Below are 26,969 nucleotides of genomic sequence, written 5' to 3' on the forward strand. Positions count from 1 at the left end.
GCTAGGACTTTTCCGGGCGCCGGTTTGTGACCTGCCGGGCCAATGGGACGGCCGTCTAGGCGCGGTCGCCGTCGTCGGTGTCCGGCACCGAATCCGGGACGGACTCGACGACGGCGTGCTCGGCGCGGCGGACGCTCAGCCGGTCCAGCACCAGCGCGACGACGGCGCCAAGGATCGCGCCGCCCGCGGCGCAGAAGGTCAGGAAGAAGCCGAAGACGGAGTTGGCGTCGTAGCCCTCGTCGCCCGGCAGGCCGTAAGCAATCACGGCGGCCACCACAACGCCCAGCAGGCCGCCCAGGATCAGGAAGGGGACGTACCTCGGGGCGCGGCGGACGGTGACGGCGCGGCGTTCGGGCGCAACGGGGGTGTCTTCAGAAGCCATGGCATTAAGCCTACTGCCCCGCGGGCGCCTCTTCTCCGCCGGTGAAAATCCCGAACCCTAGCGGGAAGGCGGCCGTCGGGGCACACTATGTGGTGGGGGAGGGTGCGGTCCGGACTTCTAAGGACGCACCATGTCAGTCGCAGCGGACAAGATCCGGAACCGGCAGCGCATCATCTGGGACAAGTTCGCAGCGGGCTGGAAAAAGTGGGACGCGGAACTGCTCGACTGGCAACGACCCTTCGGCGCCGCCGTGATCCAGGGCGCCGGGCTCCGGCTGGACTCCACTGTGCTCGACGTCGCCTCAGGCACCGGTGAGCCCGGACTCACCGCGGCGGCGCTGGTGCCTGGCGGCGGCGTGGAGCTGACCGACATCTCGGCCGGGATGCTGCAGGTGGCGCAAGAGAAAGCATCCACCCTGGGAATGGGCAACGTGAGGTTCAGGGTCTGCGACGCGGCAGAGCTCCCCTTCGACGACGGCACATTCGACGCCGTGCTGTGTTGTTTCGGCCTGATGTTCTTTCCCGATATGCGGGCGGCGTTGCGGGAGATGGTCCGGACGGCCAAACCCGGGGCCCGGATCAGCGCTGCGGTCTGGGGCCGGGCCGCCGCCAACCCTTGGGCCAGCCTCGTCCTGGGCACACTCGCGCAACATACCGAGCTGCCGGCTCCGCCCGCGGACATGCCGGGTTTGTTCCGCTGTTCGGCGCCCGGCTTCATGACCAGGCTGTTCCGGGGCGTCGGGCTGCTGGCCGTGCAGGAGCGGACGGTCAGCACCGATCTGGTCCACGATTCGCCGGCGAGTTACTGGGAGTTCATGACCGACATCGCGACCACCGTGGCGACGGGCCTGGCGCTGGCGGATGAAGAGGCACGGTCGCTGATCCGGTCGGACGTGTTTCAGATGCTGGGCCGCTACGAGCACGGGGGCCTACTCCGGCTCCGGTCGACGGCGACGATCGTGACCGGTATCCGGGCCTAGGGGTTTTCCGGGACGGCCGGGCCCGAGGCGTCGGCGATGATAGCCCGGACAGAGTTGTTGCGCTTGTCGTGGGTGAGCTCCACCAGGCCCAGCGCTTCCAGCAAAGGCGGCAGGTACATGCCGAACCGTCCGCGGTATCCCTTCCGCAACCCGTACCACCCGCCTACAGGGTTCTCCGGGTCCCGGCCCCAGGCCTCGACGGTTCCTTTGGCGGCCGGCTTGTTCTCGTCGGCAGCACCCAGGGGCACCCAGTCAGCCTTCTCCATCAGCCACAGCTGAAGATCCTCAACCGCTCGGAGACGGTACTTCAGCGTGGTGGCGCCGACTTGGCAGACGAGGGCCGGCGGATCGGACTCTTCGTCCCGGTACATCGTGTACTCGGAGGTCCCCGGCGCCGTCTTGAGCTCCCAGGGATCCTGCTTGGTTCCAGCTGCCACGTGGTGACCACCTTCGGTAAGGCCGATTGCCGGCTGATGGGACCGAGCCTACCCAGTGCAGCCCGCCCGGCGCGAGGGCTTAGACGCCGAGCTCTTCCTTGAGTGCGGCGACGTGACCCTCGGCCTTGACCTGGTACTGCGCCAGCTTCACCTTGCCCTCGGGGTCGAGGACGACGGTGGAGCGGACGATGCCCTCCGTGATCTCGCCGCGGACCAGCTTTTCGCCCCACGCGCCGTAAGCCAGGGCCACAGCGTGGTCCTCGTCGGCGAGCAGCGGGAAGGTCAGCGCGAAGTCACCGGTGAAGTGCGCCAGGGCCTCCGGGGCGTCGGGGGAGATGCCCAGCACCTCGTAGCCGGAGCCCTGGAGGGAGGAGAGGCTGTCGCGGAAGTCGCAGGCCTCGGTGGTGCAGCCCGGGGTGGCGGCCTGCGGGTAGAAGTACACAATGACGTTCTTGCCGCGGTAGTCGGCCAGGGACACCGGCTTGCCCTCGGCGTCGGGCAGGGTGAAGTCGGGGGCCGGGGTGCCTGGCTGAAGCTTGACGGTGATGTTCTGGCTCATGGGAGTCCTTCGCTGGCAGGGCGGTGGGAAATGGTCTGTGGTGCACAACACCACGGTCGGATGCGGTATTCCGGCGGCTCAGCGGAGTCCGTGCCGGTCCGCGCCGGGCCCCGACGACGCCGGGTCAGCGGGCCGTGCGCTGGCGGAGGGCCCAGTCGAAGGCGGTTGCCGCCGGGCCTTGTATTCGAGGGCAACGTAGCCCTCGTAGCCGAGCTCGCGGCTGCGGGTGATCCAGCGCTCCAGCGGAAGGTCCCCGGTGCCGGGCGCCCCGCGGCCGGGGGCGTCGGCGATCTGGACGTGGCCGAAGTCCTCAGCGTGCTCCTCGATGACCGCGCCGACGTCGTCCCCGTTGACCGCGAGGTGGTAGAAGTCTGCGAGCACCTTGATGTTCTCCGCGCCGGTTTCCTGCCTCACCCGGGAGATGACGCTGAGGGCGTCGTCGGCGGTGAGGAGCGGGTAGCGGGGCGCGCCGCTGAGCGGTTCGAGCAGCACGGTTCCGCCGATCCGGGCCACGGCGCCGGCGGCGGCTGCGAGGTTCTGGACCGCCAGTTCGTCCTGCGCCTCCGGGGTGTGCCCATCGTGCCGGTTGCCGTACAAGGCGTTGAAGGACGTGCAGCCGAGCCGAGCGCCAATGCCGGCCACGACGTCGATGTTGTCCCGGAACTCGGCGGCGCGGCCGATCCAGGACACGAGGCCGCGGTCCCCGGCCGGCATGTCGCCGGCGGCGAAGTTCAGGCCGGTCAGCCGGACGCCGGCATCCGTGATGGCGCGCTCGAAGCGGCCGAGGTCCGCGTCCCCGGGGACGGAGCTCGCGAACGGCCACCAGAATTCGACGGCGTCGAATCCCGCAGCCTTCGCCGCGGCGGGACGCTCGAGCAGCGGCAGCTCGGTCAGCAGGATGGAGCAGTTCACGGAAAACGTCACGGTGCGCTCTTTCTGGAGTCGTTCTGGCCCGGAATGGTCCGGGATGGGCTAGCGACGCTTCCGGGGGTCTTTCCGGGCGGCCAGGCCCACCAGCGCCCCGATGCCAAGGCCGATCAGCAGCCCGGTAAAGGGCTTGTCGACGGTGGCCACGCCAATGGAATAGCCAAGCGCGGCGCCAACGAGCATTCCGATCCACAGGGACTGGTATTTCACAGGCTCAGGCTAGCAAGCCCGGCCGCAGGGGCGGCGGCCGGCGGTCACACTGCCCCGACTGTGACAGCAACGGCGGCCTATAGTCGGAGGGTGGAATACCGCATCCCGGTCCAACCCAGCCGGGCGTCCGAGATTGAAGGGTTTGTGCGCCGGCTTGCCTCCGTGGAGACCGGCCCGGGCTGCGCCAACTTCTTCGATCACACCGTGCCCGCGAACGCGCTCCGCCGCAGGAACCTGGCGATTTACCTGCAGGAAATGCTGGAGCGCGCCCCGAAAGTGCTGCTGGTGGGGGAGGCCCCGGGCTTCAGGGGCATGAAGATCACCGGGGTGCCCTTCACCAGCCGCACCATCCTCGAGGGGCCGCCCAACGGATTCGGCCTGTTCGGGCCCGGCAAGGGCTACGTGCTGCCGCCGGAATCGCGCGGCGTCCCGGCGGAGCCTACGGCCACGGTGATGTGGAATGTGCTGGCGGAGCTGGACTTCCTGCCGCTGCTCTGGAGCGCCTGCCCCCGCACACACACGTGCCGGGCCAGCCGTTGTCCAACCGAACCCCCACGGCGTCCGAAGCCGCGCTGGGGAGCCCGTTCTGGCAGGAGCTGGCCGAAATGTTCGCAATTGAGACTGTGGTGGCCGTGGGCAACGTAGCGCACCGCAACCTGCACCGGAACGGCGTCGACGCGCCGAAAATCAGGCATCCCGCCCACGGCGGCCGGTCCGGATTCAAACGGGGGCTGGGGGAGCTGATCGCGGCCGTCGCGTGACGCCGGCGGGTGGAACAACGAGACGTAGCCTTCTAGCCGTCAGCGCCCCTGCCAGACTGACAGCACCTCGCTCTTGTCCCAGCTGCTCCAATCGGACAGATGCGCCAGCCCCCGCGGCGTCCTCGGAAAATCGCTACGGAAACGGACTGGCGCACCCCGGGCTGACAGAGAGGGGGCCCGGGGTGCGCCAGTCCGAATTCGGCGCGGAAACCGCGGCTGGCGGCCTACTTCGCCAGGAAGCCCAGCAGCGCCTCGCTGACCTCGGCGGCGTGGGTCCAGAGCATGCCGTGCGGGGCGCCGTCGATCTCCACGTACTCCGCGCTCGGCAGGGCCTTTGCGAAGCGGCGGCCGGTGACGTCGATCGGCAGGATCCGGTCGGCGGTGCCGTGCACAATCAGGGCCGGGACGTCGATCTTGGGGATGTCCCCGCGGAAGTCGGTGAGCCAGGTGGGCTGGGCGGCGACGGACGCCGTCGGGCCGCCGGAGGTGGCGAGGTTCCAGCCGGCCCGCATGACTTCCTCGCTGAGCCGGGGCGTGCCCAGGAAGGCGTCGCTGTTGTAGAAGTTTTTGAAGAAGTCGGTGAAGAAGGCGTAGCGGTCGGCCGTGACCGCCTCCAGCAGGCCGTCGAACACGGACTGCGGGACTCCCTCGGGGTTGTCCTCGGCCTGAAGCACGTAGGGCTCCAGTGAGCCGAGGAAGACGGCCTTGGCCACCCGGGCGGAGCCGTAACTGCCGAGGTAGCGGCCCACCTCGCCGGTGCCCATCGAGAAGCCCGCCAGCACGGCGTCGTTCAGGTCCAGGTCGGTCATCAGGGTGTTGAGGTCGGCGGCGAAGGTGTCGTAGTCGTAGCCCTCGGTGGGTTTGCTGGACTTGCCGAAGCCGCGCCGGTCGTAGGTGATCACGCGGTAGCCGGCGGCCAGGAGCGCGGCGGTCTGCTTCTCCCAGGAGGATCCGTCCAGCGGGTAGCCGTGGATCAGAACCACCGCCTGCCCGGTTCCGTGGTCCTCGTAGTAGAGCTCGACGTCGGTGCTGTTTTCGGTTCCAACCTTGATGTATGCCATGAAGCGATCCTCTCGGTACGGTCTGAAGTCAGTTCGTGCGTCCCGCAGCGGGTCCCACTGTAGGGAACCAACGCCCTGCCCGGCTAGCGTGTTCCGCGAATTTGCGCCGGATACCCCCAGGGGTATAGTGGAGCGACGAAACCTACCACTGAGGAGACACCAGATGTGCCGACAGGTTGCATGCAAGAAGTGCGGTAAGACCACGTGGGCCGGCTGCGGCCAGCACGTTGACCAGGTCATGCGCGGCGTGAAGAGCGCGGACCGCTGCAAGGGCCACGAGAACGAGCCCAAGACCGGCTTCTTCGCCAAGCTCTTCGGCCGCTAGTCGCCGTCGGCAACCGCCGCCGAATCAGCAGCCTCAACCGGCGGCGGCTGCCGGCCCGGCGCTGTCTGCCGCTTCGCGGAGGAGATCCGCGGCGAGGCCGGCCCACTGGGGGCGGAAGGAATAGAGGCAGCCGAGCCGCAACTTTGCGGCAGCGGCGTAGGCCCCGAAGCGGGCCGGTGTGACGCGCAGTTCCACGGCCGCTGCGGTGACCTGGCGGCGCGCGGCGAGGTACCGCTCGTCGGTCAGACGACCCTGGCGCAGGCGCAGGTCAAGGTGGGCAGCAAGGTTTGCGAGGTCGGCGGCGGCTTCGGCCAACCCTGCCTCGTCGAAGTCCAGCAACCCGAGGGGGGCGCCCGGAGCCGTGGCGAAAATCTGCTTGTCATGGAGATCCCCGTGCGACCACACCAGCGGATCAGGGGGAGTTCGCAGCAGCTGCGCGGCGGTTTGCGCGGCGGCCGCGCGGACGGCGTCCCGCTGGGCCCTGGCCGCCGGTATGTCCCCGGCGTGCAGCAGCCACAGGTCCACCATGCGTTGAAGGTTGTCCAGTTCGACGGCGGCAGTCCGCCGCGCCAGCGACGCCGGTGCCTCCGGCGGACTGTGCGCAGCCGTGCCCGCGAGGGTCAGCTGACGGACCCAGGCACGGGACCATTTTTGCCAAATTTCCTCGAACCCGACGTCGCTGAGCGCGGCACCGCTTCCGAGCTCGAACAGGGAGCGGCCGGGCAGGGCCGTGAGGAGCAGGCAACCTTGGGTGTACCAGATGACCTCCGGGCTGACGAAGTCCCCCGCGGCCAGGAACGCGCTGGCCCGGGTGTGCCGGTCCGCGGCCTCGTCCGACTGCCGGGGCCGGAAGATCTTGAAGTAGTGGTCGCCGGCCCTGACCACGGCCCGCTTGTGGGCCCGGTGCACCACCACCTCGCCCAGAGGTTCCACGCGCGCCAGGTCCGGCAGCCGCCGGTCACCCCCGGCCGGGAGCAGCTCCACCCGTCCTGCCCGCAGATGGGCGGCGCGGACACCCGGCCGCGCCGGCGCCGCAAGCTCCATGGCATAGTCGCCCGCGATGGGTTCCGGCCATGCCCGCCGGACCAGCCACTGCGTTCCTTCCTCGTCCCGGACGGAGGGCGGGACGGGCGGGTGCCAGCTCACGGCACAGGCTCCTGCACCCGGTGCGCCGGCGGGTGCGGGGCCCGTTCCTCGAGCGCGGCGAGGGCCAGGGCCAGGCGTCCCGGCAGCGGGGAGCAGGCCAGCCGCAGCCACGCCGCGTCGGAGTAGGCGCGAAATCTGGGCTCACTGACGCGCAGCCGGCCGGCGACGGCCATGACCTGCCGATGGGCAGCGAGGAACCTCGCGGGCGTAATGCGGCCCTGGCGTACCAGGAACTCCAGATGGACATCCAGGTTGGCCAGATCCAGGGCGGCCTCGGCGCGGGCGGCGTCGTCGAAGTCGAGCAACCCGAACCCGGGCAGCCCGAACCCGCCGTCGAGGGCGATGATCTGCTTGTCGTGCAGGTCGCCGTGGGCCCACACCAGCGGATCCGGCGCCGACCCGAGCAGGCCACGCGTCACGTTCTCCGCCGCGGCGCACAGGGCATCGCGTTGAGCCGACGCTTCCGGGATGTTCCCGTAGTGGCGCAGCCAGCGGTCTACCCACCGCCGCGCATCCGCCGCCTCGACGTCCGGCGACCGCACGGGCAACGCGGCCAGGGCGTCGTGCCCGGCGGTGCCGTAACGGGCATTCACCTGGGTGGACCAGGCCTGCGACCAGTCTTCCCACAGCAGGGCAAACGATGCGTCGGTGAGCGCCACGTGGTCCTGCGCCAGCTCGCCCAGCGTCCGCCCGGGGAGGGAACTGAACACGATCACGTCCGCGGAGCTGCGGAGAACCTTCGGCGCCCGGAACGGCCCGGCGCCCAGCAGGATCTCCGTGTGGGTGAGGCGTTCGGCCGGCGCGGTCGCCTCGCCGGGCCGGAAGACCTTGACGTAGCACCCCGCCGCCCGCACCACGGCACGCGCATGGGGCCGGTGGGCAACGATCTCACCGTGCCTCGCTTCAGCCCGAAGGGCCGGCAGTCCGGGGTCATCCCGTGGGACCAACTCAAAGTGTCCGGACCGGAGATGGGCCGCCCTGACGCCGGGCCGACCGGCCGCCAGGACCTCCAGTTTGTAGTCTCCGGGGGTCCTGTCGGGCCACGCCCGGCGGACCTGCCAGGTCTGCCCGGAAGCGTCCACGGCGGACTTCGGGAGCGGCGGCTGCCAGCTCATGGGACCAGCTCCCAGGCGCCGTCAAGATGCCGGGACATGCCGGCGGCCCAGTCACGGGACCGGTCCCGGAACGGGTCCACGCTGCCGGCGAACAGCCGCAGTGCCGCCCAGGCGTCCGCCGCCGCGGGCCTGAACCGGCCGCCCGCGTGGACATAGCCCTCCACCAGGGCGGCCGTGAGCGGGGTGCCTGCCGTGGTTCCGCTCCAGCGGCCCATTTCTTCCGCGGCCGCGAAGGAGCCAAGATCAGCCTCCGGTACACCGGCGCGGGCGCGGTCGAAGTCGATCAGCCGGACCTCTTCTCCGCCAACGAGCACCTGGTCGGCGGAGAAGTCGCCATGGACGACGACGGCGGGGCCGCTCACGCCGTCGCCGTCGAGGCGGCGGCGGATCCGGGCCGCTACCGCGGCGGCGCGTTCTTCCAGTGCGGGAACGAGCGCGGCAACCATGGCGCAGGTGACCGCCAATTGCCGCTGCACGAAGTCCGCGGCGGCGGAACCCGCGCCGTCCTCCGCCGCAATGCCGTGGAGCCGGGCCAGGGCCTCTCCGGCTTCCCGGGCTCCCTTAGGGCTGCCGCCGGACGCCAGGTCGCGCTCTCCCCAACGGGGGCTGGCGCTGGTGCCGTGGTCCAGGAAGTCCGCGGTGCCGAGCATGGGAAGCACGGGAACGCCGTGGTGCTGCAACTGTCGGTGAAGGCGGCCTGCGTTGCCGGCGGGCGGTCGCGCTGCGGTCTTGATCACCAGGGGCGCGTCCTGGTTGTGCTCCAGCAGGACCACCCGCCGCTCGGGTTTGTAGCGCAGCACCGTGGCCCCGGCGCGGAGGAGGCCGGAACCGGGCGGCCGCACCGCGCCGAGCTGTTCCAGCCCCTGACCGGCAAGCCAGCGCAGGTTCGTGCCCAGGGCCCAGTCGTCTTCGATGCCGCCGACGGCGATCACGGCGTCGGCGTGGGGCGGAGCGGCAGGCAGCAGTCGCAGGCTTCCGCCATGCTGCTCCGACTTCCTGGCTCGTCCGGAGAGCTTGACGTTGTGAGCGGTCGTGAGGGCCCAGCCATACTCCTCCGCTGATCCGGCGGGGCGGCGGAAGGCTACCAGCGCCGAGGTGCCCGGTTTGTACCGGACCCGGGTAATGCGGACCGGTTCGCCGAGGAGCCCGGAGAGCAGGTCGTCGTCGAGCACCACGGCCAGGCCGGGCAGGCGCTGGTCCCGGCCGGCGAGCAAGAGATCGGCCGTGCGCGGGGGAACCCGGACCGGCGTCACGTGGGTACCTCGATGTCCCGGCGTTCGTCGCCCGGCCGGCGCTCCGCCGCGTCTTCCTCCGCCGCCCGGGATGCGGGCGGATCCCCCAGCCACCTGCTGAACCGGCTGCCGGGATCCTGCAGCAGCTCGAGCGGACTACCCTCTTCAAGGATGCGCCCCTCCTCGAGCCAGATGACCCGGTCGGCCAGGCGTGCGGCGAACGCATCGTGGGTGATGGTGATGGAGGTCCGTCCCCGCGTCAGGATTTCCAGGGCATCCAGGATCGATTCCCGGGAGGCGGGGTCCAGCCCCGCGGTTGCCTCGTCTAGGATGACGATCGGCGCCTCGCGGAGGATGGCACGCGCGATCGCGATCCTTTGCCGCTGGCCGCCGCTGAGGTCCTTGGCGGCCTCGCCCAGAACCGTGTCGTAACCCGCCGGCAGGGCGCGGATGAAGTCATCCGCCTGTGCCAGCGCGGCGGCGTGCTCGATCTCCGCGTCGGACGCGTCGAGACGCCCGAACCTGATGTTCTCCCGCACGGTGTTGCCAAAGAGGACGGAATCCTGCAGGAGGATGGAGACGTGGGCCCGTACCGAGGCGATCTGGAGCTCCCTCAGGTCCTCGCCTCCCACCCGGACCGTGCCCGTGGTGGGATCGATCATGCGCAGGATGAGGCTGGCCAGGGTTGATTTTCCGGCGCCGGACGGGCCGATGATGGCAAGGCGTTCGCCGGCCGGAATCGTCAGGTTGATGCCGTGCAGCACGATGGTCCCCTCGCCGTGGCCGGCGGAGACGTTGTCGAACACGACGTCCGGCCTGCGGCTGTCCAGGGGGCGGGCGCCGGCGGGCTCGGGCAGGTCGGTCTCGGCCTCGAGCAGGTCCGCCACGCGCTCGCCGGACGCCGTGGCCTGCGCAATCCGGCTTGTTTGCTTGGCGAGGTCCTTCAACGGCTTCATGCCGGTCTTCAGGTAGGTGAGGAAAACAACGAGGTCCCCGGGGGTGATCGAGTGGTCGAGCACGCGCCAGCCGCCTCCGGCCAGGACGATTGCGGTGGCGACGCCGATCAGCACATCAGTACGCCGTTCCAGGCCGGCGGCCAGCCGGAGGGCCGCGACGCCGGTCCCGAGGGTGGCCGAGTTGCTCTTCCGGAAGTTGGAACTGATGGTGTCCTCAAGTCCGTAGGCCTGCACTTCGCGCATGGCCCCGAGGGTCTGCGCGGCCGTGCTGGCCAGGGCCCCCTCGCCCTTGCGGGTCCGGCCCGCCGCCTTGGCAATCGAGCCCGAACTCCGGCGGGACAGGACGGCGAAAATGCCGGCGGCCAGGAACACCACGAGGGCCAGCATCGGGTCCAGCCAGAGCATGATGAGGGTCATGGCCAGGAGGGTGACGGCGTTGCCCAGCATCGGCAGCCCGGCCGTGACGGCCACGTCCTGCAGGCGTGAGACGTCGCTGACCAGTCGCTGGACAGTATCGCCGGAGGACGCCCGGGTATGGTGCCGCATGGACAGGCCCTGGACGTGGCGGAACGTGCGGGCCCGGAGGTCGGCCGCCACCCGGGAACCGACCAGCGCGAACGAGACGGCGGACCAGTAGTTGGCCACGGCACGCAGGATGCTGATCACCACGATCGCGCCGCCGCACAGCAGCAGGGTCTGGGTGCTGGCTTCCAGGGCGGGCCCGGGCCTCCGCAGGGTGGCGCCCAGCGAGCGGGTCACGGCGTCGATCACCAGCTTCACCGGCCAGGGCTCCAGCAGGCGGAAAAGGACGTCGGCGGCGAGGGCCGCGAAGCCAATGGCCATCCTCAGCCGGTGCTCGCGCAGATGCGGGCCGACGCACCTGAGGGTCCGGCGGAGCCCGGAGGCCGGCTTGTGGCCGCGGCGCGGCGTCATGGCCACGCCACCTGCCGCGGGACCGGCAACGCGGCCGTGATCCGGGCAAGGACCCGGTCCCAGCTGAAGCGCTTCTCCGCGTCGTCGCGGGCACGGCCGCCCAGGTCCGCGCGCAGGGCGGGATCGCCGGCCAGCCGGGTCAGCGCCGCGGCGAGGGCCGCGGGCTCGGAGGGCGGGACCAGCAGGCCCGTGCGTCCGTTTTCGAGGATTGAAGGGATCTGGCCCACGGAGCTGGCGATGATCGGCATGGCCGCCGCCATGTATTCGTACACTTTCAGGGGCGAGAAGTAGTCGTCGTGGCGCTCCTCGTCCGACGGATAGGGCGCTGCTGCGGCGTCGCATTCGTGCAGCAGTGCGGGCACGTCGGCGGGCCGCACCGCGCCGGTGAACTCCGCCCTGATCCCCAGCGAGCCGGCGAGCCGTTCCAGCTCCGGCCGGCCGGGCCCGTCCCCGATGATCCGGACCGCCCAGCGGCTGGCCGGATCCGGTGCCGTGGAATTCGCCAGCGCGACGGCCCGCAGCAAGTCCGGCACCCCGTGCCAGGGCTTCAGCGTTCCCACAAAGGCCACGGTGAGGTGGTCCGGGTTCCTCCGGCCGGGCCTGCGGGCGGTGATGCGACGGGCGTTGACGCCGTTTGGTGCCAGGACGGTCCGGGCTCCGGGCACCCGTTCGTGCACCCAGCGGACCACGGGCTCCGAGACGCAGGCCACGACGCCGGCCGTGCCGGCGTTGCGGCGCAGGATCGTTTCGGCTTTCTTGACGTCCAGCAGTTGGCGGTACTTCTGCTGTTCCTCGATCAGCGGGGCGTTGACTTCCAGGACCGAGGGGATGTCCAGGACCCGGGCCAGCACCGCAAGCGCCGGGCTGAACAGCGAATAGCGTTCGTACACCAGGCCGCATCCCTGGCGCAGGACCTGGTCGACCATTGAGAGCGCGGCGTCTTCGAGCGCCTGTTCGCGGACCGGTCCGGGCGCCGGGGGAACTTCGACGACGTCGAGGTCCTCGAGGTCCTCGGGGCGGTCGGTGCCGCGGCGGGCGCAGTAGACCGTGACGCCGGCGCCGGCCGTGCGCCAGGCCCGGACGATTTCCTGGACGTGCACGGAAGAGCCCTTGGTGCCAAAGACCGGCACCCCGGGGTCGGCGCAGATATAGGCCACACGCATCAGGCCACCCTCCTGGCCGCCAGGGAGAGGGACCGGAGCAGCTCGGCCTGGCGGCGGACGTCGAAGTCCTCCTCGATGAGGGCGCGCGCGTTGCGGGCCATCAAGACCCGGTCGGTGCCCGGGGCGCTCATTTTTTCGATGGCGCGGGCCAGGAGCCGGGAATTCCCCGGCCGGGCCAGGATGCCGGTGGAACCATTGCGGACCACTTCCGGGATTCCGGTGACGGCCGTGCTGATACAGGGCACCCCGGAGGCCATGGCTTCCAGCAGGACCGTGGGCATGCCGTCCGCGTTGCCGTCCGCCGCGACCACACAGGGCGCCACGAAGATGTCGGAGGACTCGAGCAGCTCCTGGACCTGGTCCTGCGTCTGGGCTCCGATCAGCCGGACATGCCCGCCCAGCCCGAGGCGTCCGACGGTCTCCTCCAGCTCCTCGGCCAGCACGCCGGTTCCGGCGATGCGCAGGTCCAGGTGAACACCGGCCTCCAGCAGTTCGGCGGCCGCCGGCAGCAGATACTGGAATCCCTTCTTTTCCACCAGGCGCCCGACGGCGGCGATCCGCACCACGGCGCCTGGCGGCCGCGGGTCCCGGTACGGGAACCGGTCCAGGTCCAGGCCGTTGCGCACCAGGTGGAGCCGGCCGGTGGCGGCGGGGAACTGCCGGCGCAGATAGCGCAGGTTGAAGCGGCTGATGGTCACCGCGTGGTGGGCCTGTTCGAACTTGATCCTCAGGTCCTCGCCGCTGACCGACTCATGGAAGATGTCCACGGCGTGGGCGGTGAAGGAGAACGGGATGCCTGTGATGGCCGACGCCAGCCGGGCCACAGTTGTGGCGCCCGAGGCGAAGTGGACGTGCATGTGCCGGATATTCCGGTGCTGCAGGGCCACGGCCAGGTTGATGGCACGGACGGCATCCTCCGGGGCCGCGGCGGCGAGCTCGGCGAAGTTCCTGCCCAGCGCGGCGGTGAGGCCGGCGGCTTCGGCTGCATGGAAGCTCTCCCAGAGGTCGGCCGTCTTGAGCGGCCGGTCAATGTAGGTCACCGGCGCCCGCACCCTTGCCAGTTCGGAGTGGAAGCGGGGGTCGTTGGGCGGCAGCAGCGAGAAGATCTCCAGCCGGTCGCCCGCCGCTTCCCGGGCCAGAATCTCGGAGACGATGAACGTTTCGGAGAACCGCGGATACATCTTAAGGACGTAGGCGGTCCCCGGCTCAGACGGCGACACGGCTGGCACTCTCCTTCGGATCGAGAGCCGGAACGCTCGACTTCGGACGGAAGAGGGGCTGGAGCAACTCGGCTGCCAGCTGCGGCACCCGGATGAGCCCGTCAAGCACCGCCCGACGCCGGTCCACCGCGGCGCCGAGCCTCGCCGCCAGCCATCCGCCGAAGATCTCGGGGGTCAGGGTTCCGATGTCCTGATGTTCCAGATACCCGGCGGCGGCCAGGGACTCCGCCCTGATGCGCTGCTCTTCACGTGCCTCGGTCCGCGGAACAATCAGGGCAGGCACAGTGGTGCTCATGATCTCGCACACCGTGTTGTAGCCGCCCATCGAAACAACGGCCGCCGCGTGGCGGAGGTGGTAGGGGAGGTCGTCCACTGCGGAGACAACCTTGACGCCGGGGCCGGCCTGGCGCCGCAGGTCGTTGAGCTGCTCCACGGGCATCTGGGGACCCGCCACGATCAGGTGGCCCAGTCCCGCCGGCACGGGTGCGGCCACTGCCACGCGGGCCAGGGCGTGGCCGTCCGAGCCGCCTCCGACCGTCGTCAGGCAGTAGGGCCCGGGCATGCAGCTCGTTCCGGAGCCGGGCGGCCGGCCGGCAGCCAGGTAGCCGGTGTAGCGGATGAGCTTCCGGAGCGAGAAGGGTATTTCACCGGCGGCCACGGGATCGTGGACGGCGGGGTCACCGTAGACCCAGATCTGATCGAAGAGGGCCTTGACCAGCCGCGGTCCGCCGATCCGCGCCCACTCCGCGGAGGCGACCGCCGGGGAATCCAGGACTTCCCGAAGACCCAGCACCACCCGTACCTGGCCCACGGAACGGGAACGCCGCAGGGCGGATTCAAGTTCGCGGTTCACCCCGGTGGCGTGGCGGTCCACCACCACCAGATGCGGGCGGAACCCGGCCAGGACGGCTTTGAGGAGCCTCGCCCGCATGGACACGAGATCGTCCATCGGCATGGAGAGGTTCCTTGGCAGGTAGCCGGCGGGGCTCTTGCCCACCCCCGGCAGCAGCACCCAGTCCCAGCCGTCCGGCGCCGGGAACGCGGGCGCCAGCGCGGTCCCGGTGATGAGGATGCCGGTGACCGGGCGGCCGGTCAGGCCCGGAAGCTGGTTGCTCAGGGCGTGGGCCAACGCCAGATTCCGGCGCATATGCCCCAGGCCCACCGAATCGTGTGAGTAGAGCACTATCCGCATGGGCTCCATTGCGATCCTCCCCATACCCCACACTCAGGGGTGTTCCTTGCCGGCGGTGTTTGCTGTCAAGACCACCTTGCAGCACCATCGTGAGGCACGGATGAGGGGAAGGTTAAGGAGTCTTCATAAAGCGCGTGGCGCCTGCTGTGAGGTCATAGGTCCGCCCCCACGGACTGCAAAGGAATCCTGATCATGAAGCGCGAACCCTGCCCGTAGGCGGATTCCACGGTGGCTGATCCGCCGTGGGCTTCGGCGATGGCCCTGACGATGGCGAGGCCCAGGCCGGATCCTTCCTCGCCGCGGCCCGGGCGCGCCCGGCCGAACCGCTCAAAGATCCGCTCCTGGTCCTTCATCTCGATGCCGGCGCCGGTGTCCCGCACCCAGAGCACCAGGGTCTCGGGCCCGGGCACCCGGGCGCCGTCCGGCGCCGTCGCGCCTTCCACCTTGCTGCCCAGGGCGATCGTGGCGGCACTGCCGGTGTACTTAACGGCGTTGGCTGCCAGCTGGACGAAGGCCTGGGTGAGACGCTGGGGGTCGGCCTCCACCGTGCAGTCGGCGCATTCGTCGATCTGCCAGCGTCGGTCGCCGAGGACATGGATTTTTTCCATCACCTGAGGGAGGAAATCCGGGATCCGGATGGGCGCCGTCCTGATGAAGTCAGGGTGGCCGGCATTGGCGAGCAGCAGCAGGTCATCGACCAGGCGCTGCATCCTGTCCACCTCTTCCAGCAACACCTCGCGGGTGGCCATCACATCGGCGGGGTCGTCGACGGACACCAGCTCCAGGTGCCCGCGGAGAATCGTCAGCGGGGTGCGCAGTTCGTGGCCGGCGTCGTCGAGGAACTGTTGCTGCTGCCGCGCGCCCTCGTCGAGTCTTTCCAGCATGGTGTTGAACGTCTTCGCGAGAAGCGTTACATCGTCCTCGCCGTCGCGTACTTCCACCCGCTGGGTGAGGTCCTCATGGCTGACCACGCGGGTGGCTTCGCGCAGGCGGCGGAGCGGATCCAGCAGGCGCCCGGCCACCAGGCCTCCGATCAGGGCGGCGGCGAGCAGCGTGCCGGCGGCCACCAGGGAGTAGGTCTGGACGGAGGCGAGATTGTGGTCCCTCTGGTCGGCGGCGTCCCGGCCGAGCAACAGATACGTCCCGGTGTTTTCGCCTGCCGTGCCAGGCACGGGCAGGGCCACCGTCCGGAGTGGGCGGCGGCCGGCGTCGAACGCGCCGAAGGCGGCGGCCCAGCGGTTGGGGAGCTTGGTGACTGAAGACTGCAGGGTGGCGTCCAGCAGCGGCTCCTCCGGGTTCCCCTCCTTGATCCACGCTATGCGGCCGTCGACGATTCCGGCCATCACTTCGTTGCTGCGGGGTTCGATGTCCTCGGCGGCCTCATGGAGCCGGTTCCCGTAGGAATCACCGCTGGCCGCGTTGTAGGTTTCAACCAGCTTGACCACTGAATTGCCCTTGTCGAGGATGGCCTGGTCCACGCGGGCATCGGAGTCCTGGAACTGGACCGTGAAGGCGATCAGGCCAGCCGTTACCAGCCCTGCGAGCATCATGCCCAGCATGGCGGCGATCACCCGGAAACGCACCGAGTGGAACTTTGCGCTCCACCCGGACGGGTCCGTGCCCGCGTCGGCGCGGGCTCCCCCGGGAGCTTTGCGGCCTCTTTGACGCAGCCGTTCCAACATGGAGGTCACGGTTCCCCTTCCCCGGCCAGCCGGTATCCGGCGCCGCGCGTGGTGACGATGTGGTCCGCACCGATTTTTTGCCGTAGCTGGCGGACATAGACGTCCACCACGTTGGACGTCCCGTCAAAGTCGTAGCCCCAGATGTGGCTGAGGAGCTGTTGCCGGCTCAGGACCTGTCCCGGGTGTAGCAGGAACATTTCGACCAGCGCGAACTCGCGGGACGAGAGTTCCACCGTTCTGTCCCCGACGCTCACCGAGCGCGTGTGGAGGTTCAGCTCCAGGACGCCGTGGCGGATGATGTGGTCCGAGGGCGGGTCGTTGTTCTCGCCCGGGCGGACCCGTCGCCGGATCCGTGCGACCAGTTCCTCGAAGCGAAACGGCTTGGTCATGTAGTCATCCGCACCGCCGTCCAGGCCCGCAACGGTGTCCGCGGCCGAGCCCCGCGCGGTGAGGATGATGACCGGAAGGTCCACCCCGCTTTTACGGAGCGCGGTCAGGACGGTGAAGCCGTCCAGACGGGGAAGCCCGACGTCCAGAAGCAGGAGATCGAACTGGCCGCTGGACGCGTAGTCCACGGCCGTGACGCCGTCGGTGACCACGGTGGGAACGAAGCCGGCAGCCCGCAGGCCCTTCTCGATGAACCGGGAGATGCGTTCTTCGTCTTCGGCGATGAGTATGCGGATCACTTCGACCCCGAGGAGTTCGAGCCTTCTCGAAAACTTTGGCGTCTCCTGCATATGAGCTGGGAGGAACGTCAGGGGCCCCAGCAGCCCCGATCGGCCCGTACGGGCGAAACCCGGACGCGGTCAGCGTCCGTGCGCAAAGCTCCGGCATCCACGATTGGCTTGGGATCCGGTTTCCTCCCATCCTGCCCCTGCAGCGGGACCTACGCCACCCCCTCGCGGTACGCATTTTTCGCACCGCGATTTATCGCGACGCCGTGGGCGCCCGCCCGCTAGGCTGGCAGCTATGCCGAAGAAGATTACCGTCAGCCTGCCCGACGCGACCCTGCGCGAGTACCTCCAGCCGCACCCGGATGTCACCGTCCTCGAGTGGGATTTGTCCGGTGAACCGCCGCAGTCGCGCCTGGACATCGTGGTCCCGCCGTACATGGGCGGTGCCAAGGTCCTCCGCGGGCTGGAAGGTGTGGAGACCGCCCTGGTGCAGAGCCAGTCGATCGGCTACGACGGCGTCGAGGAGTTCCTGCCGGCCGGGCGGGTGTTCGCCAACGCCGCCAGCGTCCACGAAACCTCCACCGCCGAGCTGGCCGTGGCCCTGATCCTGGCCAGCCAGCGCGAGTTCCCGCGCGTGCTGGCGAACCAGCGCGAGGGCCGCTGGGAGGGTCGTCCCACTGCCAGCCTCGCGGACCAGCGCGTGCTGATCGTCGGCTACGGCGGCGTGGGCAAGGCGATCGAGGACCGGCTGCTGCCGTTCGAAACCACGGTGACCCGGGTGGCCAGCCGGGCCCGCACCGATGACCGCGGCCACGTCCACGGCATTGACGAGCTCCCGGCCCTGCTGCCGGAGCACGACGTCGTGGTTGTGGGGGTCCCGCTCAGCGACTCCACCCGCCACCTGATCGACGACGCGTTCCTTGCCGCGATGCCCGACGGCGCGTTGCTAGTCAACGTGGCGCGCGGCCCGGTCGCGGACACCGAGGCGCTGGTCAAGCACACGTCCTCCGGCCGGCTGCGCGCCGCCCTGGACGTCACTGATCCCGAGCCGCTGCCCCAGGACCACCCGCTGTGGGCGATCCCCGGCGTCATCATCAGCCCGCACGTGGGCGGGGCGAGCGCGGCCATGCGCCCGCGGATGGGAAAGCTGGTCCAGCGGCAGATCGAGCTTATGCAGGCGGGCGAACCGCCGGTGAACGTCGTAATCAACAGCTAAGTGGAGGGCACCCCGGTGGCGGAGAGCTAACAGTGGAGGAAGGGTCCACTTCGGGTGCGCGAGGGCGGCAGCCATGACGCATTCGAGAGCTACCTGCCATCTATCCAGCCCTGCAGGCAGGTAGCTGAGGAGCGTAGAAGCGGCTAAAAGACGGGTAGCGGGTACTGGAGTGCACGGCGGGGTGCGACAGTAGCCTCTCGCTTGTCAGGTTCTCGAGCCAGCAAGCGCTCCAATCGTTTGGGGGAAATCATGCTACCTTCTGCCCGCCCATCTTTCCGTCGGCCCCCCAGGCATCGGCTGGCCAGACCGGCCGTCGTCGCGGCGCTCGCGCTGCTGATCAGCGGCATGGGCCAACTCGCCGGGATGCCAGACATTTTCCCACCGGAAGTGGCCGCGGCCGCAGTCCCCTTGAGCGCCACCGACGTCACGAAGGTGCCACACTACTTCGGCCCCTACCCCAACTGGGCCAACAGCCCGCAGACCCTGGCGGACGCGATGGTGAAGATCAGCGTCGGGACCCCGACGCCGGTCCCCTACGGCAACCCGCTGACGGAACGCAGGTACGCGACCGACTATGCGAAGCCGACCGGTGAGATGGGTCCCGTGCTCGTTGTGCTCGACCATGCCAAGCTGCCTGCCGGCACCCTCAACGACTTCCAAAGCTGGAACCAGGGCACCGCCGGAGGAAGCCCGACCACCTCCGCGGGCAACATCTTCCACGCTTTGGTGCTGCGGCCCACGGGCACCGCGGGCGAGTACACCGTTGTCTACGCCAGCGACGAGCTGAAGGTGCCGACGCCGACCGTGGCCACCGGAGAGGTCGAGACCTATTCCGTGCCGCCGGTGACCGTGCAGAAGGACGACGTGATCGGCTTCTACGGCCAGGGGATTCCGGTCGATACCGGTGTCCCCGCCAACGGCGACACCTTGAGCACGCCGGCAAGCGGTGACCCGACGCTGGCCACGAACGTAGCTCCGGCCAAGGACAGCACGGTCAAGCTCGGCGCCTCGAACTACCCGGACTTCTCGCACGACCGCACCTACTCCTTCGGGGCCGACGTCACGCCGACCATTACCGATCCGGGTACCGGAGCGGAAGCTACGGCCTCGGTCGACCCGAAAACGGGCGCCATCTCCGGTATCACCGTGACCAGCCCAGGTGCCGGTTATGCCGTTCCACCAACGGTGGAGATCACGACCGCCGGAGTCACCCCGACCACGGTGGCTACGGCCACCGCCAAGATCGCCACTGGCGTCATCACCAACATCGACGTCAACGAGACCGGCTACGGTTTCACCAAGCCCGCCGTGACCCTGACGGGCGGAAACCCCCCTGCGGGCTCCGAGGCGCACGCGCGCGCCAGCGGGACGGTGGACAACCTGAAGCTGACCGACGGCGGCAAGGGTTACAAGACCCAGCCCCTGGTGAACATCTCCAAGCCTGACCTCGCCGACGGCGAGCAGGCCACCGCCAGCGCCACGATGGACGCCAACGGCGTGGTCACCGGCGTCGAGATTGCCAACGCCGGCAGCGGATACACGTCCGCCCCGACCGTCGCCATCAGCGACGCCAGCAAGACGGACCCCGACCAGGAGGCCAAGGTTGAGGCCACCATCGGCGTCACCCGCATCGACGTCACCGACGGCGGGGCGGGCTACGCGTCGGCACCGACCGTGACGATCGCCGACACGGTGGGCACGCCGGACAAGGGCGCCAGCGCCACCGCCAAGGTGGCGGTCAACGGCTCGGTCACCGACATCGTCGTCACTAACCCCGGAGCGGGCTACCTCACCCCGGGGATCAAGAAGTTCGTCGACACCCTTCCCGGCCAGGGAGAGGCCAACGCCAACGACCTGGGCCAGTACATCCCGGTCGCCGTCCCCGACACCACCACCTACCCCGGCACCGACTACTACGAGATTGCGGTTGTGCAGTACCGGATGAAGTTCCACCGCGACCTGCCGGCCACGCTGCTCCGCGGATACGTCCAGCTCTCGACCAGCGTCGTGCCGGGCAAGAAGGTCGCCCTCAGCAACGCCAACCTTGACCCGGCCCTGCCGGACAGCCCCATCAGCTTCACCGGGGTGGACAATCCGCACTACCTCGGCCCGACGATCGTTGCCACGAAGGACCGGCCCGTCCGGGTGCTGTTCCGCAACCTGCTGCCTACCGGCGTGGCTGGCGACCTGTTCCTCCCGGTCGACACCACGGTGATGGGCGCGGGTGCCGGTCCCAGCATGATGACGCTTGACCCCACCACCAAAGTCCCGATGGACATGGCGAAGGATGAGAAGAGTGTCCTGGACGGCGTGCGCAATCCGATGTGCGGGCAGACGCCGAAGCCGACCACGTGCTACTCGGAAAACCGCGCCACCCTGCACCTCCACGGCGGAATCACCCCGTGGATCAGCGACGGCACGCCGCACCAGTGGGTCACCCCGACCGGCGAAAACACCGCCTACCCGAAGGGCGTCAGCGTCAGCAACGTCCCGGACATGCCGGACCCAGGCCCCGGTGCGGAGACCTTCTTCTACACCAACCAGCAGAGCGCACGGATGATGTTCTACCACGACCACTCGTGGGGCATCACGCGGCTCAACGTCTACGCCGGCGAGGAAGCCGGCTACATGATCACCGACGAGACCGAGCAGAAGCTGATGGCTCCCGGTGGCGCCCTCGAAGGCCTCGGCATGGGGACCTCGCTCACCATCCAGGACAAGACCTTCGTGCCGAGCGCGAAGCGGATGGCCCAACTCGACCCCACCTGGGATCCGAAGAAGTGGGGCGGGGAGGGCAACCTCTGGCAGCCGCACGTCTACATGCCGGCGCAGAACCCTGGCGACCCCAGCGGGATGAGCGCGTTCGGCCGCTGGTTCTACGGCCCGTGGTTCTGGCCGCCTGCCAAGGACGCCAAGTACCCGCCGATGGCCAACCCCTACTACGATCCCAACTGCGACCCGAACACCGCTGACTTCTGCGAGCCGGCCCTGATCCCGTCGACACCAAACAACTCGGTCGGCATGGAGGCCTTCCACGACACCCCGGTCGTGAACGGTACCGCCTACCCGACGACGACCATGGACCCCAAGACGTACCGGTTCCGGATTCTCAACGGCTCCGATGACCGGTTCTGGAACCTGTCCTGGTACGTCGCCGATCCTGCCACCGGCACCGAGGTCGCGCTGAAGGCCAGCGAAGTCTCCATGGCTCAGACCGACCCGGTCGTCACACCGACGCCGGACACCACAAAGAGCCCCAAGGGACCGGACTGGATCCAGATCGGCAACGAGGGCGGCTTCCTGCCGACCCCGGCCGTGGTCCCCGCGCATGAGACGACGTGGATCACGGATCCGACAAGGTTCGACGTCGGCAATGTGGACCAGCACGCACTGCTGCTCGCACCGGCCGAACGGGCCGACGTGATCGTCGACTTCTCCGCCTACAGGGGGAAGACACTGATCCTCTACAACGACGCACCGGCGGCGTTCCCGGGCCGGATCCCCGGCTACGACTACTACACCGGCGGACCGGACATGTCCCCGGCCGGCGCCCCCACGACCCTGCCCGGCTACGGGCCCGATACCCGGTCGGTCATGCAGGTCAAGATCTCCAACGCCGCACCGGCGCTGGCCTTCGACCGGCCGAACACCACAGCTGACCAGATGGGCAAACTGATGGCGGCGTTCGACCACCATACCGACGCGGCCGGCAATCCCGCCGGCGTCTTCGAGTCGAGCCAGAACCCGATCGTGGTCGGCCAGGCGGCGTACAACCAGGCCTACGGGAAGAGCTTCGTCAACAGCGGATACTGCAACGCGGCCACCAACGCCTCCGCCAAGTGTGACGGCTTCGCCCGGATCGCCGAGCAGGGAGGAGACAGTTTCAAGTTCGACACCCTGGCCGGCGCCCAGCTCAGTATTCCCATCGAGGGCAAGAGCGTCCACGACGAGATGAACTCGGCGAACTTCGACGAGTGGGGCCGGATGAGCGGCAACATCGGATTGGAGGCGCCCGGAGCAACACCGCTGCTGCAAAACGTCATCCTGTACCCGTTCGTCAACCCGGCCACGGAGAAACTGGACGGTACCAAGGGGACGGACAGCCTCCACGTGACCCCAATCTCTGCCGCCGCTGACGGCACGCAGATCTGGAAGATCACCCATAACGGCGTGGACACGCACCCGCTGCACTTCCACCTCAATGACGTGCAGGTGGTGAACAGAGTTACCTGGGACAACATCATCATCCCGCCCGAACCGACAGAACTCGGCTGGAAGGACACCGTGCGGGTCAGCCCACTGGAGGACACGATCGTGGCGGTCCGGCCCATCCTGCCGAAACTGCCGTTCGCCATCCCGGACAGCAGCCGGCCGCTCAACCCGATGATGCCGCTGGGCGCCAAGGGCTCGACGAGCGGACCGAACGGATCCGAAGCCGGGTTCAACAACACCGACACGAACGGCAACCCGATTGCGCCGATCAGCAACGACATGACCAACTTCGGCTGGGAGTACGTATGGCACTGCCACATCCTCAGCCACGAGGAAATGGACATGATGCGGCCCATCTCGGTCAGCGCGCCGCGCACACTGCCCGACGCGTCGGTGGCGAGCTTCACTAGACCGACAAATGACGTGCTGCTGAGCTGGACCGACGGGACACCGGTGTCGCTTACCGACCCCACAACCTGGGGCAACGCGAAGAACGAAATCGGCTATAAGATCGAGCGCGCGCCAATGACCAACGGCACGGTCGGCGCCTACGCCCAGATCGCCACCACCCTGGCGAACGTCACCAACTACACCGACAAGTCCGCCGGGACAGGGCAGTACGCCTACCGGATCAGGGCGTGGAACGCGGCCGGGGACACTGTGTCCGCACCGCTGCTCACCGCGTCCACTACGCCGACGGTGACCGCCAAGAACCCCTCAGCCGGGGCGACCGGCGTCGCGACCAACGTCCGGCCGACGGTCACCTTTAACGAACCTGTCACCGGTGTCAGCAACAGCACGTTCACTTTGAAGCAGGGCACCACGGCCGTTCCGGCGTCGGTGACCTATGACGCGACGTCACGGACGGCCACCCTCGTCCCGACCGCCGCACTGGCCGCTGACAAGCCCTACACTCTCTCCTTGACCACGGCCATCAAGAGCGTCTCCGGTGGCTCGCTGGCAGCGACGAGCTGGGACTTCATCACCGGGCCCAGCCCGACGGTGACCACCACCAACCCCGCCGCCGGAGCCACCGGCGTCGGCCTGGGAACGATCTTCTTGCGGACTCCGCTGACTGCACAGTTCAGCGAGCCCGTGACCGGTCTGCCCACCACCGCTGCCAGCACGCCCAACTTCACCCTGAAGCTGGGGACGGCGACCATCGCCTCCAAAGTGAGCTACAACGCCACCACAAGGGTCGCCACGCTGACCCCGGACGGTCCGTTGATCAGTGACCGCACCTACACGCTGTCCCTGAGCAGCTCCATCAAGGACCTGGCCGGCAATCCGCTCACCGCCAAGACATGGACCTTTATCACCGGGCCCGCTCCGGTCGTCATCGCCCGGACCCCGGCGGTCAATGCCACCCGGGTGAGCCGGACGGCGAACATCACCGCAACCTTCAGCGAGGCGGTCACCGGGCTGCCGAGCACGGCCGCGGCGAACGCCAACTTCACAATCAAGCGGACCTCGACCGGCACAGCCTTCCCCGCCAGGGTCAGCTACTCCAGCACCACCAAGACAGCAACGCTCAACCCGTCTGGAACACTGCTGGCCAACACCCAGTACACCGTCACCCTCAGCAGCGGCATCAAGGACACCGCTGGCAACCTGCTGGCTCCCGTTACGTGGAACTTCACGACGGGCAATTAGCACCTTCGAAGGTCGAGGAGACACTCGTGTTGAGAGGAACGCCCCCGTGGGCCCGGGACCGGGGATCCTGGGCCCACGGGCCCCGCGTGCGCCGGCTTCTGGGGCTGGTGTTTGCAGTGTCGGTGCTGCTGGGGATGCCCGCCGTTCCGGCCTGGGCGCATGGCGAGCTCGTGTCCACGACGCCGGCCGAGGGCGCCGTACTGCCGGGTGCGCCGGGCTCGGTTGAGCTCGCCTTCGACGAGCCGGTCTCCCTGGTCCCCGACGGCCTCCAGCTTTACGACGGCAGCGGTGGTCACCGCTCATTGCCTGGCGAGGCGGTGGAGGCGACGGTCCGGGTTACCTTGCCGTCGGATCTCGCCGAGGGCAGCTACGTGCTCGGTTGGCGGGTGGTTTCCGATGACTCCCACCCCGAGTCAGGGGTGCTCTCTTTCGCTGTGGGGCAGGCCGGCGCATCGGTCCCGACCGTCGTCAAGAGCGACGCCGGGCCGGTGGACGTCCTGTACGGGGTGCTCAACGCCTTCGGCTATCTGGGGCTCTTTTGTCTCGTGGGTCTCACGGTCTTTGACCTGTTTATCGCCCGCGCCACCGCGGCGGGCCGTCGGCTGCCCCGGGCGGCCGCACTCGTCGCCGTCGGCGCCTACCTCGTGCTGGTGCCCCTCACCACGGTGCGGGAGCGAGGGCTGGGTCTCGGCGCGCTGTTTGATCCGGCGGTCGTCACGGGGTGGCCGTGGGGGCCTGTGCTGACCCTGGTCCTGGCCGCATCCGGCGTGGTGCTGATGCTTTTCCGGGCGCGGCTGCAGCGCCGGGCAGGCTTCTGGGTCGGGACGGTGGGAGCAGCGGCGGCGCTGGCCTCGGTGCTGCCTGTCGGCCACACCCAGACCTTCGGACCCAGGTGGCTGGTGATGGGCGCCGACCTCGTCCACGCCGCGACGGCCGCGGTCTGGCTGGGTGGTCTTGTGGCACTGATCCTGCACCTCACCAGCGCCCGACGCCGGAAGAGCGACCCGGCCGCGGCTGCCGTCGTCCTGGGCCGGTTCTCCACCTTGGCCGGCGGCGTCGTCGTCCTGCTCGGCCTCACCGGGACCATCCTGGCCGTGGTGATCGTTGGCTCAGTGACCGCCCTCGTCGGGAGCTCCTATGGCCTGCTGCTGCTGGCCAAGCTTGCCATGGTCGCGGTAATCGGCGCCCTTGCGGCATGGAACCGCTTCGGGCTCGTCCCTCGCCTGGCTCGCGCCGGCACAACGGGGACTGCTTGGCCCAGGCTGGCACGAGCCATCCGCCTCGAAGCGGCCGGGGTAGTGGTGGTTGTTGGGCTTACTTCGGCCCTGACGCTGACGAACCCGCGTGAGACCGACGCCACTGCCGGCCCGGCTACGGCCGGGAAAGCCGCTGCGGTGGGGAGCCCGGTGCTCGCCGACCTCGGCACCGGACACCTAGCCGGCCGGTTCAGCCCGGGCACGGCCGGAGCCAATGTCATCACCTTCGACCTCACCGATGCCGGAGGTGCCCCGATCGTGCCGCTCGGCATGCCACAGGTCAGCGTGGCTGAGCCCAACCTGAGTCTGGGACCGCTGGCTGCCGAGGTTGAGCCCGGCGAAAAGCCGGGCAGCTACCGGGCCAAGGTCCTGCTGCCCGTGGCGGGTCAGTGGAAGATTACCGCCGCCGTCCGGGTCAACGAGCTGGAGCAGCCCGCGGCCGTCGCCGACGTGGTCGTGGTCGCGTGTCCTATGGGGAAATCCGTCGGCCGCTCCGATGGCGCAACCGGAGCCATACCACCGTGCTGAGAACGAGCGGCACTTGGGCCAGTGCATAAACGCCGTGGACCAGGTAATGGCTGAGAGTCTGCTCCGGGACGAAGGGGAGGACGGGTAAAGGAAGGACGCTGAGCACGCCGCCGCCAACCAGATTCAGCACGCCCCAGCACAGCAAAGCTATGGTTGCGGCCTGCCTCTCTGGCGTGAACCATCCGGCGACAAGCACTGCGGTGACCAGCAGCGGGACGAGCGATTCAGGGCTAAGGAAGCTTTGTCCGGGCAACTCGGCCAGGTTGTGGACGAACAGGCCGGCCCAGCCCAGAAATGCCCCGATGGGGACAGCGAGTGCAGGTGTATCGCTCATGCAACTGCCTGCCGGTTCCGGTTTTCGGACCAGAAGGCCAGGACGTGCTGGGTGATTTCGCCGGGTGCTACGAGCAGCGGAGCCACGTGGCCCGCACCCGTCACTCGGACACAGCGTCCGTCCGGAATGCTGCGTGCGGCGCGTTCCGCCTCCTCGGGATCGTTCATGGGGTCGTCCCGGCCCACGAGCATCAGGGTAGGGACCTGCAAGAAGGGCAGGACCGGGCGGAGGTCAGGGCGGTGAAGCATCACTGACTGCATTGCCCAGTATCGTCCGGGTTTGTTGCCGCGGCGGAACGCATCGCTCACCGCCGCGGCCGCCTGGGGTGCTGATTTCGCCGCGCCCCGCCCGGCCAGCGCGTCCACCAGCATCCCGCTGAAGGGTGCCGGGCCCAGGGCCCGGTAAAGGTGGACCAGCAGGGCAGTTTGCAGCCGGTCAGCAGGCGTCAACGGATAAGGGGGCGTGCCGATGGTGGTCAGGGTCCGGCACCGCGAGGGGAACCTGTGCGCGAAAACGATGCCTACATGACCGCCCCAGGCGTTGCCCACCCAGTCCACCGGCGCAGAGATACCCAACGCATCCAGGATCTGGGCAGCCGCGGTCGCGCAGTCCTCAAGGGAATAGCGTCGGTGGGGTCCGGGACTGCCGCCATGCCCGGGTCCGTCCACCAGGAAAAGTTCACGTTGCTTGCCCAGATCCTCCACGACGCCGTCGAAGGTCTCGGAATCAACAAAGAGGCTGTGCCACAGAACCGCCGGCGCGCCGGCGCCGGTCCGACGGACCATCAGTGGACCCAGAGTTGTATCAATCATGGTC

21 protein-coding genes and 2 pseudogenes are annotated in these 26,969 nt (G+C 69.1%); 6 read left to right on the forward strand and 17 right to left on the reverse strand.

Going from position 1 to position 26,969, the window contains the following annotated elements; translation table 11 throughout:
- Nucleotides 1-55: 55 nt before the first annotated feature.
- A complete protein-coding gene (locus tag E7Y32_RS07015; RefSeq protein WP_146336487.1) occupies nt 56-382 on the reverse strand; it encodes a hypothetical protein in 327 nt (108 codons plus the stop codon).
- 130 nt (nt 383-512) lie between these two features.
- Between E7Y32_RS07015 and E7Y32_RS07020 the strand changes: the two genes are divergently transcribed.
- Nucleotides 513-1,361 (forward strand): class I SAM-dependent methyltransferase, encoded by an 849-nt coding sequence (locus E7Y32_RS07020; protein ID WP_146336488.1) that lies wholly within the window; start codon nt 513-515, stop codon nt 1,359-1,361.
- Here E7Y32_RS07020 and E7Y32_RS07025 read toward each other — a convergent pair.
- The 4 genes and pseudogenes from E7Y32_RS07025 to E7Y32_RS16270 form a co-directional block, all read right to left on the reverse strand.
- Nucleotides 1,358-1,798, reverse strand: coding sequence for a DUF6855 family protein (locus E7Y32_RS07025; protein ID WP_146336489.1), 441 nt, complete (start codon nt 1,796-1,798; stop codon nt 1,358-1,360). The two genes, E7Y32_RS07020 and E7Y32_RS07025, sit on opposite strands and share 4 nt — an antisense overlap.
- 79 nt (nt 1,799-1,877) lie before the next feature.
- On the reverse strand, nt 1,878-2,357 hold the full coding sequence (bcp, locus tag E7Y32_RS07030; RefSeq protein ID WP_146336490.1) for a thioredoxin-dependent thiol peroxidase: 480 nt from the start codon (nt 2,355-2,357) through the stop codon (nt 1,878-1,880).
- Between the two features lie 124 nt (nt 2,358-2,481).
- Nucleotides 2,482-3,281: pseudogene (locus tag E7Y32_RS07035) on the reverse strand (hydroxypyruvate isomerase family protein).
- Between the two features lie 48 nt (nt 3,282-3,329).
- Complete coding sequence (locus E7Y32_RS16270) at nt 3,330-3,494, reverse strand: glycine zipper domain-containing protein (RefSeq protein ID WP_186467123.1); 165 nt, start codon at nt 3,492-3,494, stop codon at nt 3,330-3,332.
- 102 nt (nt 3,495-3,596) lie between these two features.
- Between E7Y32_RS16270 and E7Y32_RS07040 the strand changes: the two are divergent.
- Nucleotides 3,597-4,255, forward strand: a pseudogene (locus E7Y32_RS07040) (uracil-DNA glycosylase).
- 224 nt (nt 4,256-4,479) lie between these two features.
- Here the strand turns inward: E7Y32_RS07040 and E7Y32_RS07045 are convergent.
- Nucleotides 4,480-5,316 carry an alpha/beta fold hydrolase gene (locus E7Y32_RS07045; protein WP_146336492.1) on the reverse strand — a complete coding sequence of 279 codons (837 nt, stop codon included), beginning with the start codon at nt 5,314-5,316 and terminating at the stop codon, nt 4,480-4,482.
- Nucleotides 5,317-5,479: 163 nt separating this feature from the next.
- On the opposite strand from E7Y32_RS07045, the gene E7Y32_RS16275 reads away from it, so the two are divergent.
- Nucleotides 5,480-5,641 carry a hypothetical protein gene (locus E7Y32_RS16275; RefSeq protein ID WP_186372174.1) on the forward strand — a complete coding sequence of 54 codons (162 nt, stop codon included), beginning with the start codon at nt 5,480-5,482 and terminating at the stop codon, nt 5,639-5,641.
- 33 nt (nt 5,642-5,674) lie between these two features.
- On the opposite strand, the gene E7Y32_RS07050 is transcribed toward E7Y32_RS16275, so the two are convergent.
- The 9 genes from E7Y32_RS07050 to E7Y32_RS07090 form a co-directional block, all read right to left on the reverse strand.
- Complete coding sequence (locus E7Y32_RS07050) at nt 5,675-6,787, reverse strand: phosphotransferase (protein WP_146336493.1); 1,113 nt, start codon at nt 6,785-6,787, stop codon at nt 5,675-5,677.
- A complete protein-coding gene (locus E7Y32_RS07055; protein WP_146336494.1) occupies nt 6,784-7,902 on the reverse strand; it encodes a hypothetical protein in 1,119 nt (372 codons plus the stop codon). Before E7Y32_RS07055 ends, E7Y32_RS07050 begins: the two co-directional genes overlap by 4 nt.
- Nucleotides 7,899-9,155, reverse strand: coding sequence for a phosphotransferase family protein (locus E7Y32_RS07060; protein ID WP_146336495.1), 1,257 nt, complete (start codon nt 9,153-9,155; stop codon nt 7,899-7,901). The genes E7Y32_RS07055 and E7Y32_RS07060 overlap by 4 nt, the downstream gene beginning before the upstream one ends.
- Entirely contained in the window at nt 9,152-11,023 is a 1,872-nt protein-coding gene (locus E7Y32_RS07065; RefSeq protein ID WP_146336496.1) for an ABC transporter ATP-binding protein, read from the reverse strand. The genes E7Y32_RS07060 and E7Y32_RS07065 overlap by 4 nt, the downstream gene beginning before the upstream one ends.
- On the reverse strand, nt 11,020-12,186 hold the full coding sequence (locus tag E7Y32_RS07070) for a glycosyltransferase family 4 protein (RefSeq protein ID WP_146336497.1): 1,167 nt from the start codon (nt 12,184-12,186) through the stop codon (nt 11,020-11,022). The genes E7Y32_RS07065 and E7Y32_RS07070 overlap by 4 nt, the downstream gene beginning before the upstream one ends.
- Nucleotides 12,186-13,406: a glycosyltransferase gene (locus E7Y32_RS07075; protein WP_146336498.1), complete on the reverse strand. Its 1,221-nt coding sequence runs from the start codon at nt 13,404-13,406 to the stop codon at nt 12,186-12,188. Before E7Y32_RS07075 ends, E7Y32_RS07070 begins: the two co-directional genes overlap by 1 nt.
- Nucleotides 13,393-14,607, reverse strand: coding sequence for a glycosyltransferase family protein (locus E7Y32_RS07080; protein WP_186467069.1), 1,215 nt, complete (start codon nt 14,605-14,607; stop codon nt 13,393-13,395). Before E7Y32_RS07080 ends, E7Y32_RS07075 begins: the two co-directional genes overlap by 14 nt.
- A 143-nt stretch (nt 14,608-14,750) precedes the next feature.
- A complete protein-coding gene (locus E7Y32_RS07085) occupies nt 14,751-16,280 on the reverse strand; it encodes a HAMP domain-containing sensor histidine kinase (RefSeq protein ID WP_261382606.1) in 1,530 nt (509 codons plus the stop codon).
- A 5-nt stretch (nt 16,281-16,285) separates the two neighbouring features.
- Nucleotides 16,286-16,966 carry a response regulator transcription factor gene (locus E7Y32_RS07090; protein WP_146336500.1) on the reverse strand — a complete coding sequence of 227 codons (681 nt, stop codon included), beginning with the start codon at nt 16,964-16,966 and terminating at the stop codon, nt 16,286-16,288.
- A 283-nt stretch (nt 16,967-17,249) separates the two neighbouring features.
- Here E7Y32_RS07090 and E7Y32_RS07095 point away from each other — a divergent pair, with 283 nt between their 5' ends.
- From E7Y32_RS07095 to E7Y32_RS07105, 3 genes are all read left to right on the forward strand, one after another.
- A complete protein-coding gene (locus tag E7Y32_RS07095; protein WP_146336501.1) occupies nt 17,250-18,170 on the forward strand; it encodes a 2-hydroxyacid dehydrogenase in 921 nt (306 codons plus the stop codon).
- A gap of 363 nt (nt 18,171-18,533) precedes the next feature.
- Nucleotides 18,534-24,035 carry an Ig-like domain-containing protein gene (locus E7Y32_RS07100; protein WP_146336502.1) on the forward strand — a complete coding sequence of 1,834 codons (5,502 nt, stop codon included), beginning with the start codon at nt 18,534-18,536 and terminating at the stop codon, nt 24,033-24,035.
- Between the two features lie 26 nt (nt 24,036-24,061).
- Nucleotides 24,062-25,819: a copper resistance CopC/CopD family protein gene (locus tag E7Y32_RS07105; protein ID WP_146336503.1), complete on the forward strand. Its 1,758-nt coding sequence runs from the start codon at nt 24,062-24,064 to the stop codon at nt 25,817-25,819.
- On the opposite strand, the gene E7Y32_RS07110 is transcribed toward E7Y32_RS07105, so the two are convergent.
- The gene (locus E7Y32_RS07110) at nt 25,761-26,153 is read right to left on the reverse strand and encodes a hypothetical protein (RefSeq protein WP_146336504.1); all 393 of its coding nucleotides are present in this window, start codon (nt 26,151-26,153) and stop codon (nt 25,761-25,763) included. The two genes, E7Y32_RS07105 and E7Y32_RS07110, sit on opposite strands and share 59 nt — an antisense overlap.
- Nucleotides 26,150-26,965, reverse strand: coding sequence for an alpha/beta fold hydrolase (locus E7Y32_RS07115; protein ID WP_261382567.1), 816 nt, complete (start codon nt 26,963-26,965; stop codon nt 26,150-26,152). The genes E7Y32_RS07110 and E7Y32_RS07115 overlap by 4 nt, the downstream gene beginning before the upstream one ends.
- Between the last annotated feature and the right edge of the window lie 4 nt (nt 26,966-26,969).

Origin of the sequence: Arthrobacter sp. UKPF54-2 (assembly GCF_007858535.1) — a bacterium.
Classification (GTDB): domain Bacteria; phylum Actinomycetota; class Actinomycetes; order Actinomycetales; family Micrococcaceae; genus Arthrobacter.